This is a genomic window from Leucobacter sp. GX24907 (assembly GCF_053567335.1).
On sequence record NZ_JBSGPD010000001.1, the window covers coordinates 325,179 to 338,188 of the forward strand.

10 protein-coding genes are annotated in these 13,010 nt (G+C 65.8%); 6 read left to right on the top strand and 4 right to left on the bottom strand.

The window, feature by feature from the left end; genetic code table 11:
- Positions 1-273 precede the first annotated feature (273 nt).
- Positions 274-2,511: an LPXTG cell wall anchor domain-containing protein gene (locus ACUYV6_RS01655; RefSeq protein WP_449276907.1), complete on the bottom strand. Its 2,238-nt coding sequence runs from the start codon at positions 2,509-2,511 to the stop codon at positions 274-276.
- Between the two features lie 480 nt (positions 2,512-2,991).
- Here ACUYV6_RS01655 and ACUYV6_RS01660 point away from each other — a divergent pair, with 480 nt between their 5' ends.
- Positions 2,992-3,465: an META domain-containing protein gene (locus ACUYV6_RS01660; RefSeq protein WP_449276908.1), complete on the top strand. Its 474-nt coding sequence runs from the start codon at positions 2,992-2,994 to the stop codon at positions 3,463-3,465.
- A gap of 30 nt (positions 3,466-3,495) precedes the next feature.
- Here ACUYV6_RS01660 and ACUYV6_RS01665 read toward each other — a convergent pair whose 3' ends face one another.
- Complete coding sequence (locus ACUYV6_RS01665; protein WP_449276909.1) at positions 3,496-4,824, bottom strand: class I SAM-dependent RNA methyltransferase; 1,329 nt, start codon at positions 4,822-4,824, stop codon at positions 3,496-3,498.
- A gap of 85 nt (positions 4,825-4,909) precedes the next feature.
- On the opposite strand from ACUYV6_RS01665, the gene ACUYV6_RS01670 reads away from it, so the two are divergent.
- The 5 genes from ACUYV6_RS01670 (at position 4,910) to ACUYV6_RS01690 (ending at position 8,932) form a co-directional block, all read left to right on the top strand.
- Positions 4,910-5,542 (top strand): TetR/AcrR family transcriptional regulator, encoded by a 633-nt coding sequence (locus tag ACUYV6_RS01670; protein ID WP_449276910.1) that lies wholly within the window; start codon positions 4,910-4,912, stop codon positions 5,540-5,542.
- Between the two features lie 375 nt (positions 5,543-5,917).
- A complete protein-coding gene (locus tag ACUYV6_RS01675; protein ID WP_449277139.1) occupies positions 5,918-6,649 on the top strand; it encodes an ABC transporter ATP-binding protein in 732 nt (243 codons plus the stop codon).
- A complete protein-coding gene (locus ACUYV6_RS01680; RefSeq protein WP_449276911.1) occupies positions 6,646-7,380 on the top strand; it encodes an ABC transporter permease in 735 nt (244 codons plus the stop codon). Before ACUYV6_RS01675 ends, ACUYV6_RS01680 begins: the two co-directional genes overlap by 4 nt.
- 9 nt (positions 7,381-7,389) lie before the next feature.
- Positions 7,390-8,118, top strand: a complete 729-nt coding sequence (locus tag ACUYV6_RS01685; protein ID WP_449276912.1) for a Maf family protein — start codon at positions 7,390-7,392, stop codon at positions 8,116-8,118.
- A gap of 49 nt (positions 8,119-8,167) precedes the next feature.
- Complete coding sequence (locus tag ACUYV6_RS01690; protein ID WP_449276913.1) at positions 8,168-8,932, top strand: DsbA family protein; 765 nt, start codon at positions 8,168-8,170, stop codon at positions 8,930-8,932.
- 540 nt (positions 8,933-9,472) lie between these two features.
- Here the strand turns inward: ACUYV6_RS01690 and ACUYV6_RS01695 are convergent.
- Positions 9,473-11,119 (bottom strand): dynamin family protein, encoded by a 1,647-nt coding sequence (locus ACUYV6_RS01695; protein WP_449276914.1) that lies wholly within the window; start codon positions 11,117-11,119, stop codon positions 9,473-9,475.
- Entirely contained in the window at positions 11,116-12,975 is a 1,860-nt protein-coding gene (locus ACUYV6_RS01700) for a dynamin family protein (RefSeq protein ID WP_449276915.1), read from the bottom strand. The genes ACUYV6_RS01695 and ACUYV6_RS01700 overlap by 4 nt, the downstream gene beginning before the upstream one ends.
- Positions 12,976-13,010: the final 35 nt, after the last annotated feature.

Consider the following 13,010-nt stretch of genomic DNA (forward strand, 5'->3'; position numbering starts at 1 on the left):
CGGAGTCACTCAGAACCCCTGCCGATGGCGGGGGTTCTGTTGTTGACGGGGTTGCCGCTGACCGTCTGTCTGCAGGCGTGGCACTCTGAGGCCGGTGATCTTGTGGGCAAGGTGCCCGGTGCCTGTGCAGGGTGGCTTCAGCCTTCAGAGTTGTACACGGTCCCGAACGGAATTCTCGAGTGCGTAGAAGAGACCGCTGGGGAAACGAGAAGCGGGGCCCGGTCATGAAGACCGGACCCCGCTTCTCATGCCGCGATTACGCGGCGGGGAGGATTAGCTCTCGTCGCTGAGACCACGCTGACGGCGTGCCGTCATCAGGATCGCAGCCGCACCGAGCAGCGCCATCAGCGCAGCGCCGGCGATGTACGGAGCCATCGACATGGCATCGAAGCCGGTGTCGGGGAGCTCGTCGCCGTTGTCGCCTTCGCCGCCGTTGCCACCTTCGTCGCCACCGCCGCCGTTGCCGTCGACGATGGTGAAGTCGACGCTCACGGTGTCAGAGGTCTCGCCGTCAAGCGATGCGGTCGCCTCGAGTGTGTAGCCGCCCAGTGCCGGCTCGTAACCGAGCTCGGCGGTCCAGTTGCCATCGGCATCGGCTACGGCCTCGAACTCGCCGTTCTCGGCATCCAGGCTGCCGGTCACGGTCGCGCCCGCGGTCGCGGTGCCCGAAACTGCGGTCGGAGCGTTGGCGAGCGTGTACTCTGCGCCGTTCTCGATCGAGCTGATGCCGATCTCGACATCTTCGACCGGGGGCTCTTCGTCGTCGCCGGTTACGGTGAACGTTGCGCTCACCGTACGCGAGTCCTCGCCGTCCACGGACTGCTGCACGGTGATGGAGTACTCACCCTCGGTGAGCTCGGTCGGAACGCTCCAGTTGCCGTTCTCGTCGACCTCGACCTCGCTCTCCACGTCGCCAGTCATCGTGAGCGTTGCGCCGGCGATGCCGGTGCCCTCGATGGTCTCGACCGGGCCCTCGACCGACGAGCCGTCAGCGGGGGAGGTGATCGCCGGGGCGGCGACAGCCGCTTCGGCAACGGTGAAGTCGAACGTGGTCGACTCGGAATGGCTGTGACCGTTCGTCGCGGTGATGGTGAGCGTGTACTCACCCGGCTCCTCAGGGGCGTTGAGCGACCACGCGCCGTCCTCTACCGGGCCACCCGCGCCGGAGTTCGGCTGGAAGCTGTACGAGATGTCAGTGGCGTTGGAGGGAGCAGTGCCCGAAATCTCTTCGCCGGGCTCCAGCTCGGCGCCGTTCTCGTCACTGGTGACCTCAGGAGCGTCGATGTGGAGTGCCACCTCGTAGCCCTCGAGCTCGGCAGGAACCTCGTCGAGGAGCGATGCCCAGGTCAGTTCGCCGCGATCGTCGTTGCCGGCGCCGCCGCTGACAACACCCACGGCCTTGCCACCCTGGTACACAGCTCCGCCGGAGTCGCCACCGGCGCTCTGGACCGAGCTTGCGAAGCCCTTCACCCAGCGCCAGCGGGTCTCACCGGGCTCGTTGGAAGCCCAGAGGCGGTGGTAGCCGCGAGTGATGTCCTCGTCGGTGATGGTGCCGTCCGTCTTGCCAGTGGTGCGGCCGCTCTTCGAGACGTCACCGATCGTGGGGGCGCCGACCGAAGTGATCTCGGTGGTGCTGCCCGAAAGGTCGTCGCTTCCGGCGGTGCTCCAGTCGGTCACCTCGGGAAGGAGGTTGAAGCTGTCGTCGATGTTCTCGATGACGGCGAGGTCGTAGGACTCGGCGCTGTCAGGGCTCTCCGGGTCGTCGGGCCACCTGGAGTCGTCCTGGCCATCGGCGTTGCCGGGGCCGCCGAACTGCGAGAAGCCGAAGGCTCCGAGCAGGGTCTGCTCGAGAGGAGCCCACTGTTCATCACCGGCGCCCTCACCGAGGTGGGCGGGCTGCTCCGAGGGGATCGACCGGACGGTGTTGTCGAACGTTCCGTCGGCGGTGCAGTGCGCGGCGGTCAGGATCGCCGGATCTCCGCTCGGAGTCCAGGCGGTGAAGCCCATCGAGCACGCGCTGGCGAGCGTGTCGCCCTCGAGCGAGAGGTAGCCGGCGCCGCCGACGACGTCATTCGCGGCGTACGGCGTTCCCGGCTCCGACACGCGGTCGGCGATCACCTTGATCGTCTCGCCCTTGTCGATGGCACCCGCGTCGAGCGCGAAGGTCTGCATCGCCTGCTCTTCGGTCTTCGAGACCTGCTCGGCGGTGTAGACGAGGGTCTCGCCATTCGCGTTCTCACCGAACGCGATGATCGGGAGGTCGGCCTGCTCGATCGCCTCGGCGGCCTCCAGCTGCGGATCCTCGTCCTCGGACTTCGCATCCTGGTCCTCAGACTCCGAATCCTTCGGATCGGCCGCGGCCTCGTCTTCGGCCGGAGCCTGTTCTTCGGTCTGGTCGATGACCGGCTGGTCGACCTCATCTTCTGCGAACGCGGTGGGCGCTGCGAAGAAGAGGCTGCCGAAGCCGATCGCTGCTGCGGCGCCGAGCGCCAGCGGGCGACGTTTCGTCACTCTGATATCTCCCCAATGTTTCTTAGTTCATGTGCCGTAGTGGCACGGCCCGGACTCGACTTGGTCGGACGCGTGACGCCCGATATCGATCGAGGCACCCTCATTAAAATAAGCGAGACTTCCGACGTTATGCAATTGCGATTGCAATATAAAGGAGATATTAGATGCCCGTTGTAGAACAAGCTCGAGAAACGTGATCCGAGCGAGGATCCGTTCTGTCTGGCCGAACGGGCGGGCCTGAATCGGTCGTTGCGCTGCTGGCCGCGGCTCTCAATGAGTGCTTATGAGAGACATATTTTGAGACGCATTCACTACCAATTCACCAACTGTCAAAGTTGATTTCGAATTGCGAAGGTGGGTTCGAATTCAATACCGACATCTGTGGAAATAGATATTACGCAACTGTCGAGTTGGGTGGTGTTCACTCCTATTGATGAAGAATCACACGGATCATTCAGTGGGCGCGGTTAGTGTGGCCGCATGGTCATCGAAAGAACTGCCCCGAGCGCACTCGTTCGCACAACGATCGCAGCTGCAGCACTGTTCTTAGGTGCCTCGCTCGCTGCCTGCACGGGCATGGCTGGGAGCGATGCCCCGACCGGTGGCGGTTCTGACGGAAGCTCAGAAGAGAACACGGAGGCTCCGATGGAAGAGAACATCGACGAGGGGCAGCTGGTAGGGATCTGGCGCTCCGACGAGAAGGGCGATCCCTTCCTGGAGTTCCGGGATGAAGGCCGATTTGTGGGCAGCGACGGGTGCAACGGTATGGGCGGTGACTACACGGTTGCTGGCGACGCGGTGAAGATCGAACGCGGTGGATCGACGCTCAAAGCCTGCCCGGGTGTCGACGACTGGCTCCGGTCAGTGGCATCCGTCACGTTCGAGGGCGACACCATGACCGTGTTCGACAAGAACGACGACGAGATCGGGCAGCTGCACCGCGCTTCCGAGTAGCGCCGCTTCAAGGTACGGCAGTGGCCATCCCTACGCCCGTTCGAAGAGCGCGATCGTTTCGAAGTGGTGAGTGTGCGGGAAGAGGTCGTAAGCACGCAACCCCGTGAGCTCGTAGCCTGCATCGCGCAGCGTCTTCGTGTCACGGGCCAGTGCGACCGGATCGCACGCAACGTAGACGATGTTCGCGGGCGCGAGTTCTGCGAGCTGCGCGCACACGTCACCGCCGGCACCTGAGCGCGGCGGATCGAGCACCACCGTCGCGCGGCGCAGCCGTTCGCGCACCGGCGGTGCAGCGCGGAGCAGGTCGGCGAGGTGCCGATCCACCCTCGCCGTCACCGCGAGAGCTCCCACCAGCTCCGAAAGATTCTCTGCGGCGTCGTCGGTCGCGCCCGGGTCGGCCTCGACAGTGGTCACCTTCAGTGCAGGTCCGGCAGCCTCCGCCATGGCTGCTGCGAGCAGACCCGCGCCGCCGTAGAGATCGAGATTCGCCGCGGATGCATCAACGCGCCCCGCCTCCACGAGATACGAGATCGCATCGCGCACCGAGGTGAACAGCACGGCGGGTGCTCCTTGGTGCACCTGCCAGAATCCGCCGGCCCGCACGAGGAATCCGCGATCCTCCACGGCCTCGGGCACACGGTCGTTCTCGCCCGCGCGCTCTTTCGAACCGGGTAGAGACATGAGGAGACGAGGATCGCCACCGCTCGGATCGATCACGTCGATCGCAGCGATATCAGGCATGTGCTCCCCGAGCGGAGCGATAACGTTGACACCCTCGCTCGCGAGGGGCAGCGAAGCGACCTCAACTACGCGACGGCTGCGCGCCGCGTAGGGGCCGACGAGCCCCGTCTCGGCGTCGACGTGCAAGCGCACACGAGTGCGGTAGCCGAGCCCGTTCGACTCGTCATCGCCGGGCACTCCTTCGACGACGAGGTCGAAGTCGGCCTCGAGCTCATCACGCGGGATTCCCCCGAAGCGCTGCATCGCGTCTGCGAGCACCTCGGCCTTCAACGCGCGCTGACGCTCGAGAGCAATGTGCCCGAACTCGGCGCCGCCGGGGCGCTGTTCGGGATCGCGCTCGACGCCGGCCTCGGCCCAGACGTGCTCGCGACGGTCGGGTGAAGCGTCGAGCACCTCGGTCGTGACGGCGCGGGCGAAGGACTTCTTCTTCGCCTCAGTCACGCGGGCGCGCACGCGCTCACCCGGAATCGCGTCTGCGACGAACACAACCCGCCCGTCATGGCGTGCCACGCTCACACCGCCGTGGGCGATGCCAGTGACGTCGAGCTCGATCACGTCGCCGACGGCGAGCGGTGCGGTGGTCTGCGAAGAGGATGCGCCGTGCGCGGATGATGCCATGGTCTCCATTCTTCCATCGCACCGGCCCAGGCGTCTGCTCAAATGATGACGCCACAGCCGAATCGCGGCCGAATAGGCTGAGGGCATGACGAAGCCGAGGGGACGCGGGCGACCGAAAGGTCGATCCGATTCGCGAAAACGCATCCTCGCGGCCGCCGTCGAAGAGTTCGGAGAGCTCGGATACGAGGGAGCCACGATCCGGTCGATCGCGGCCCGCGCAGGGGTCGACTCCGCTCTCGTGCACCACTACTTCGGCACCAAAGCCGATCTCTTCGCCGAGGCGTCAGGGGTGCCGATCCGCCCCGATCTTGTCGTGCCGATGATTCTCAGAGGGCCCCGCGATGAGGTCGGGGAGCGGATCATCCGGTTCGTGCTCGAAAGCTTCGAACGAGAAGAGGTGCGCCGTCGGGGTGTGCTGCTGCTGCGCACCGCAGTCGGGAGCGGTCTCGGCGGTTCCCTGATCGTGGGCTTCCTGACGAAAGAGCTGCTGCCGCGGGTCGCCGAGCAACTCGCGATTGCTGAGCGGCTCGAGGGGCCCGCCGCCGAGCTGAGGGCGGAGCTCGTCGCCTCGCAGATCGCCGGGATGTTGATGATGCGCTACGTACTGCGGGTTCAGCCACTGGCCGATGCTTCGATCGAGGATCTGGTGGGCCTCGTGGGTCCGACCATCCAGCGCTACTTCTTCGGGGACGTGGTGCCCGACGCCTCGCCGCGCTGACCTGCTGGCGCTTTCGAGCTGCCGGTGCGGCAGCCGGGTGCGGCCGTCCGGCGCGGCAGCGAGTAGGTGACGCTACGGCCTCGGCGCGGGTCGGGTAGTCCGGTGCGCTCGACACGTAGATATGGGATCAGCGCGTAGATATGCCGTCTGAGCGATTTTTGGCATATCTACGTGCTGATCCCATATCTATCTGCTGAGGCGGAGGGAGAGCAGAAAGGCGAGGGAAGAGGGCAGAGGAGGATGAGGAGAGGCGAGGATGAGGAGAGGAGGATGAGGAGAGGAGATCCACGAGCACAGGCCCGCAGAGCCCACCGAGCCCACCGAGCCCACCGAGACCTTGACCTCGGCGATCCGCCGACATAAATTCATTACATGATGAATAGTGCGGCGGTGGAAGTCGAGGACCTCGCGGTGTCACGCGGGCGCCACGCCGTGTTCGATGGCTTGGACCTCAGGCTTCCTGCGGGTGAGATCACCGGTGTGCTCGGACCGTCGGGCTGCGGCAAGACAACGCTTCTGCGCACCGTCGTCGGAGCGCAGGCCGGAGCGCAGGCCGGAGTGCGTGGACGGGTGCGGGTGCTCGGCCTGCCCGCCGGCGCCCGGGCGCTGCGCCACCGCGTCTCATACGCGACGCAGGCCGCCTCCGTGTACGACGACCTCACAGTGGTGCAGAACCTGCGCTTCTTCGCACGCGCGCTCGGGGTGCCACGGAAGGACGCCGAGCGGGTGATGGATCTCGTAGCGCTCGGCGACCAGGCCGGGCGGCGCGTCGATGCGCTCTCGGGCGGGCAGCACAATCGGGTGTCTCTCGCGGTCGCGTTGCTCGGTGATCCCGAACTCATCGTGCTCGACGAACCGACCGTTGGTCTTGATCCGGTGCTCCGGGCTGAGCTCTGGGACATCTTCGAACGCCTCGCAGAATCGGGGGCCACCCTGCTCGTCAGTAGCCACGTCATGGACGAGGCCCTCCGCTGCGACCGGTTGATCCTGCTGCGCGATGGCGCGATCGTTGCCGACACGACTCCGGACGAACTGCTTGCATCGACAGGGGCGGCCGATCCTGAATCTGCGTTTCTCAGGATCATCGAGAGCGGAGGTGCACGATGAACCCGGTGCGTCTGTTCGCTGTCGCCGGCCGAGTGCTCCGGCAGCTGTCGCATGATCCGCGATCCGTCGTGCTGCTGCTTGTGGCACCCGCGTTGCTCGTCGGGTTGTTCTCCTGGCTCTTCAGCGACCAGGCAGGGGTGTTCGATCAGTTGGGCGGGCCGATTCTCGCGCTCTTCCCGTTCATCCTCATGTTCGTCGTCACATCGGTGACCACGTTGCGCGAACGACGATCGGGAACCCTCGAACGTCTCATGACGACTCCGCTCGGCAAGGCCGACTTCATCGGCGGGTATGCGCTCGCATTCGGGCTCGTCGCGGTCGTGCAGGCAGTCGTGACCGTCGGATACGCGGTGATCGTCTGCGGGCTGACGGTCGCAGGTCCGGTCTGGCAGCTCGGCCTCGTCGCCGTTCTCGATGCACTGCTCGGCACCGCACTCGGCCTGCTGGCGAGTGCATTCGCGCGCACCGAGTTCCAGGCGGTGCAGTTCATGCCGCTGGTGGTGATTCCGCAGATTCTTGTCGGCGGACTTCTGATGCCGAGAGACCAGATGCCCAACGCACTGCGGGTGATCTCTGATTGGCTGCCGCTGAGTTACGCCGTCGACGCGGTGAATGCGGTTACGGCCGGTGATGAGGGGTGGGATCTCGGAGCGCCGCTCATCGTGATCGCCGCGGTCGCCCTCCTCGCGCTGGCGCTCGCCGCAGCGACCCTGCGGCGCCGCACGCCGTAGGCTGGCGGCATGCGTCTGATCCTCGCCTCCACCTCACCCGCACGCTTGTCTGTGCTGCGCGCAGCCGGAATCGAGCCGATCTGCTTCTCGCCTGAGGTTGACGAAGCGGCCGAGGTCGCCGCGCGCGAGACCGAGCTGGGGAGGGCGCTCAGCGCCCCCGAGCTCGTCGAGTACCTGGGTCGGCTGAAGGCGGAGGATGTGGTGCGTCGGCACGCCGCAGACATTGCCGCGCTCGGTGGTGGGCTCGTGCTCGGAGGGGACTCCGCGTTTCTGCTCGATGGTGAGATTCTCGGTAAGCCGCATGTACCCGATGTGGCGCTCGCCCGAGCCAAGCAGCACCGGGGCACGACTGGTGTGCTGCACTCGGGGCACTGGGTCATCGACTGCACCGCAGCGACGCCAGAGACGAGAGCTGCGGCAGAAGCAGTCAACGTGGCGGACGCGACAGACGTGGTAGAGGCGACCGGTCGACCCGCCGCCGGATCCGTCGACACTGCAACCGTCACGTTGTCGGCCGATGTCTCCGATGCGGAGCTCGAGGCCTACGTCGCGACGGGTGAACCTTTGAAGCTCGCCGGCGGGTTTGCGATCGACGGTCTCGCCGGCGCCTTCATCGAGCGCATCGAGGGAGCTCCGAGCTGCGTGATCGGCCTGTCGCTGCCGGCGATGCGGCGCCTCGTCCGCGAGCTCGGCCACGACTACTCGGCGCTCTGGAACCGCGAGATTCCGTCCGTTTGACGGCACCTGCGGTGTAGCATGAAGCCCGTAGGTGCAGGGGGAGGACCAAGTGGGCGAAGGAGCCGTGGACCGTCGGGAGCTCGCCGATAAGATCCGAAACGATCATCTGCACGGGCACGGGAAGCGGCGTGCAGCAAGAATCGCGTTCGTCGCCGTGTTCGCAGTGGCGTGCGTGGGCGCGCTCGCCTGGTTTCAGTTACGTTCGGGCGGCGATGCGGAAGCCCCCGAGCATGCGAACAGTGAGTACGGCTTCGTACTCACCCCGGAGCTCGCCGGTGGCGACGCACCCGAAGACGACCCGGTTGACGTAGACCTGTACGAGGACTTCCTGTGCTCATCATGCAAGATCTTCCAGGAGCAGTCGGGTGACTTCCTGGCCGAGCAGGTGGCCGATGGCGTGATCACCCTCACCTACCACCCGATCGCCTTCCTCAACTCGGCCTCGACCGATGACTACGCGCGCCGCGCGGCCAACGCAGCTGCCTGCGTCGCCGATCAGGCAGGGGTCGCCGCCTACGCCTCGATGCACGACCTGCTGCTGAAACATCAGCCTGAGCAGGGCGGGGAGGGCCTGAGTAACGTGAGGCTCATCGAGCTCGCGAAGAAGGCCGGCGCTGACGACATCGATGGCTGTGTTGAGGATATGACTTTCGAGCCGTGGGGCGAGGAGGCGCTCGATGCGGCCGCTGCGGCTGACGTCAGCTCTACGCCCACCGTCAGGGTGGAGGGCGCGACAGTGGTGCGGAGCACCGACGGAGAGGAATCGATGCCCGGCCCGGATGAGCTGGAGTTCGCGATCGAGGCGGCACGATGACCGAGATCGGGCGATCCGACAGCCTCTCCGATGAACCCACATGGGAATCGGCCAGGGCGACGGTGCCCGAGCGCCCCACGATCGAGTCGAACCTGCCGGAAGAGCAGAGGATCCCTAGGCCTCGGGTGGTGCTGATCGCACTCGGGCTGGTGATCGTCGGCACGCTGTGCTTGGCGGCGATGATCGTGCTCTCGGTGCTGGGCTTCGACGGTATCAGAGACGCGGTGATCGACGCCTTGCCCGAGGACATCGCCGACGATTACGACGGATCTGATATTGAGCGGGCTGCGAACATCATGCTCATCGTGCTCTACTCCGCTGGGGCGGTACTGGCCTGCGGGCAGCTGCTCAGCGTCAGAACCGTGCTGGTGCGTCGAAGCGTGATCGCGCGGACCGTCTTCGTGATCTTCACCGTCCTGGCGATTCCGGTCGCGCTGCTCATGCTCATCGTCGGGAGCGGCGGGCCGTACGATGCCCCGCTCATCGGCGGCTTCCTCGCCGCCTCGCTGGTTGCCGCGGTGCTGCTGTGCCTGCCGCGCGTCACGCGTTGGTCGCGTCAGACCGAGGAGCGTCGCAAGATTCCATTGGTGCAGCAGGCTCCTGACTCGACCGATGCATCAGCTCCAGGATCATCATCTCGCAGCTCCGCTCGGCGATCTCGCACGCCCTGAGCGTTTCGCTGTCGAGAAGCGGGTTGTCCTTGAGCCCGCGCCATCTCGCGAGGTGTGCGACGGCCATGCCGAGCAGTGCATCATCGTCGATAGCCTGGGGATCGGTGCCGACGGAGTGAGAAGCAGCAGCGACGGCGAGAGGATCGGCACCTATGGACTCGGGATCGACACCGAGGCGTACAGCGATATCGGCGCCGCGACCGCCGACGAGCCGTTCGAGCTCGGCGGAGAGGTCAGCCGGAAGGTCGAGACGCCCACCGGCGATGCGCCCCACGAGGTGCATCTCGGTGAAGGTATGCGCTGCCGCCATGTGCTCGTCGGTGAGCAGGAGCAACTGCTCGGTGCCGGGGGTCGGGTGCTGTCGCAGCAGCTGGTGGAGGGCGAACACCACGGAGTGCGCCTTGAGTTCCGACTGCCGCTGGGTGAAGTGCACATCGATGACGCGCCGCAGCTCCTCGAGGCCGCTGCGCCGGAGCAGCTCCGCGGCGAGATCGACGGCGTTGTCGATGCCGCCGCGCAACGCAGCGATGGCGAGCCGGATTCCGTACATGCCGAAGCGTTCGACGAGATCGGCACGTACCTGCTCGGAGGGCAGTTCTGCGTCTCGTGCTGCGATGAAGCGCTCGGCGCTGACCAGCAGGGTTTTCGACGCATCTGCAGACTGCTCGCTGAGATTCCGGAACACGGTAAAGTCTGCTTGGCGCAGCGTCATCGCACCCGTGCCCAGCAGCCCGGCGACGGGCACGATCGTTTCGCAGACTCCCGCGACCTCCGGGGCATTGCGGAGCTTCTCGACCACCTGATTGACGGTGAGCATTGCCGAGAGGCGGCTCGCTCCGAGCTCATCGGCGCGCGAGAGCACCGCGATCGACCCCATGGACGCGTTCCCGTGCCGTGTACGGTCGTGCAGCGACCGCAGATACCGCACGTCTGACTCGTGCAGAGACCGCAACAGGTACACGACGGCGTCGGCACCGGCTGCCCCCTGCTCGGGGAGGAGGAAGCGGTTGGTCTGATGCGACGCATCCTGAGAGATCGAGGCGATCCCTGGGGTGTCGATGAGTGTGATGCCGCGCGTGCCGGGGGCCGGCCACGAGACCTCGAGCCGTTCGAAGTCTTCGGAGGTGAGCCCGTCGAGATCGAGTTCGAGTCGGTCGTGCTGACGTCGGGCCGGGAGAGTCACCGTTTCGCCATCGGCGAGGCAGCCCTGCACCCGCGGAGTAGCGGAGTAGCGGTACCAGGTGACGATGCGGGTGCATTCGCGTGAGTCAGTCGGAGCGATGCGTTCGCCGAGCAGTCCGTTCAACAGCGTCGACTTGCCCGCTTTCACGGACCCCACGAGCGCGATCCTGAGCGGCTGATCGAGGCGTTCGTTGAGGGCATCGAGCTCTACGAGCACGTCTGGCCGATCCACATACCGAATGCGCGCGGTCGAGAGGAGATTGCGGGCGGAATCCATCGCGTCGCGAGGTGTGATGCCGAACGATGAGGATCCGTGCGGGATCGAATCGGTCATGAGCGACTCCATTCCTCGACTCGAGTGGGCTCCGGCTCGGGTGTCGCACCGACGAGTTTGGCTGCCTCCAAGCACATGGATCGGATCTCCTGCAGCTCGGCTTTCGCGGCTTCGGCCCGTCGCTCCCGATCGCTCGGAGGGAGGGCGGCGCCCTGCCGAGCCTTCCGCACCGACTCGCCGAGCGACGACTTGAAGTTCTCGGCGACGGAGACGAAGTGGTCGCGGAGCACGCGCCTGATCTTGTGCATCCGATCGCGAGACTCCTTGCCGACCTGGAAGATCGCCTCGTCGATGAGCTTTCGAACGGCCATTCTCGCCTCGTTGCGACGTTGCTCGAGACGCTGCGTGGCATCGTGCCGGTAGGCGAAGCCACCCATGATGAGCCCTGCTGCGACGGAAATCGGGTTGACGAGGGCCATACCCGCGAGTGTGGTCATGAGGCCGAACATGAGCACTCCACCGTAGGAGCCCTTCATTCCGATCATGAGCTTCTGCCCGATCGAGAGGTTGCCCGACCGAACAAAATCGAGTCCGCCGATCGCCGCGAGCGCCTGCTCGGTGCCCGAGAGCGACAGCTCGGGCATCGCTGCCCGTCCGTCGAGCGTGAAGTGCTGGGCGACGACATCGGCGAGATGGAGGCTGCGCTGGTGAGCCCAGACGAAGTTGTCGGAGACGGCCTGGGTCACCGACTCGGCGAGCCACGCACCGATGTCTTCCCAGGCCTTGCCAGGGTCGCAGCTTTCGATGAGTTGGTCGGCTTCGCGATTGACAGCGCGCAGACGATCCCTGAGATCGAACTCGGTGTCGGAAAGGAGTTCTGCGACACCGTCGGAGAGGGTCTGCTGCCAGCGGGCAGAGCGTCGGGTGAGCCGTTCGGCGTTCTCTTCGGCCTGGCGAAGATCGTGCACGATCTCGGATCCGCCCGATTGATCTGCCAGCGCGTCGATCTCGGCTTGCAGCACCATCGCGAGCAGTTCGCCGACAGCATCGATCTCATCTGCGATGGAGCGGTGCCGTTCGGCGATGACGTCGGCGTGCACGTTTCGGTGCAGGTGCTCGGCAAGGCCGCGGATGCCGGACTCCGCGCGGAGTTCTGCATCTTCGTTCTGGATTCCCAGGTCTTCGAGGAGCGCCGAGGTCGCGAGCACGGGAGCGTCGATACCGGCCGTGGAGAGGTGTTCGGTGTTGACCTCGGTAATGCCGCGCCACTGGTGCTGCAGATCGATCTTGCTGATGACGCAGGTCAGGCGGGGGCAGAGTGCGACGGCCTGCTGCAGAAAGTTCAGTTCGGGGGCGGTGAGCTCCTGGGTGGCGTCCGAGACCATGAGCACGGCGTCGGCCTGCGGCAGCAGGGTGAGGTTGGTGGAGACTCGGCTCTGGGCGCGGCCGGCGCCGGGGGTATCGATGAACACCAGGCCATCGGCGAGGATGCGTCGCGGAAGCGCGATCTCCGCACGCAGCCCAGTCGTTCCGCATTCGGTGGCCAGATCGGTGACGTGTTCGCGCAGATGCCGCGGATCGATCTCCGTGCGGATCGCGGGCTGATCTTCGGAGACCTCGGTCACCAGTGCCGCGCTCGGATGGGACCCCCAGCGCACAATCGTCGGTACGGAGGTCGCAAGTACGTCGTCGACCGGACACACCGGCGCTGAGACGAGGGAGTTCACGAGAGCGCTTTTGCCCTGCTTGAACTGCCCGGCCACGACGACACGCACATCGGTGTTCGCGAGCAGACGAGCAGTTCCATCGAGCCGGTCTGCGAGGTCTTGGCGACCATTGTGCACTGCGAGCGCCCGTACACGGGCCAGGATCGCCTCCAACTGCGGTGCGGTGTGCGAGACGTGCGCTACGTGCATGGCCGGCTCCTCGGAGTGGGGATGTCGATGCGGTG

What these genes read in the sequence shown, in the direction of transcription:
- ACUYV6_RS01700 (WP_449276915.1), bottom strand. Translation starts at nt 12,975, where the DNA reads ATGCACGTAGCGCACGTCTCGCACACCGCACCGCAGTTGGAGGCGATC.
- ACUYV6_RS01680 (WP_449276911.1), top strand. Translation starts at nt 6,646, where the DNA reads ATGAACCCGGTGCGTCTGTTCGCTGTCGCCGGCCGAGTGCTCCGGCAG.
- ACUYV6_RS01695 (WP_449276914.1), bottom strand. Translation starts at nt 11,119, where the DNA reads ATGACCGATTCGATCCCGCACGGATCCTCATCGTTCGGCATCACACCT.
- ACUYV6_RS01685 (WP_449276912.1), top strand. Translation starts at nt 7,390, where the DNA reads ATGCGTCTGATCCTCGCCTCCACCTCACCCGCACGCTTGTCTGTGCTG.
- ACUYV6_RS01665 (WP_449276909.1), bottom strand. Translation starts at nt 4,824, where the DNA reads ATGGCATCATCCGCGCACGGCGCATCCTCTTCGCAGACCACCGCACCG.
- ACUYV6_RS01670 (WP_449276910.1), top strand. Translation starts at nt 4,910, where the DNA reads ATGACGAAGCCGAGGGGACGCGGGCGACCGAAAGGTCGATCCGATTCG.
- ACUYV6_RS01660 (WP_449276908.1), top strand. Translation starts at nt 2,992, where the DNA reads ATGGTCATCGAAAGAACTGCCCCGAGCGCACTCGTTCGCACAACGATC.
- ACUYV6_RS01675 (WP_449277139.1), top strand. Translation starts at nt 5,918, where the DNA reads ATGAATAGTGCGGCGGTGGAAGTCGAGGACCTCGCGGTGTCACGCGGG.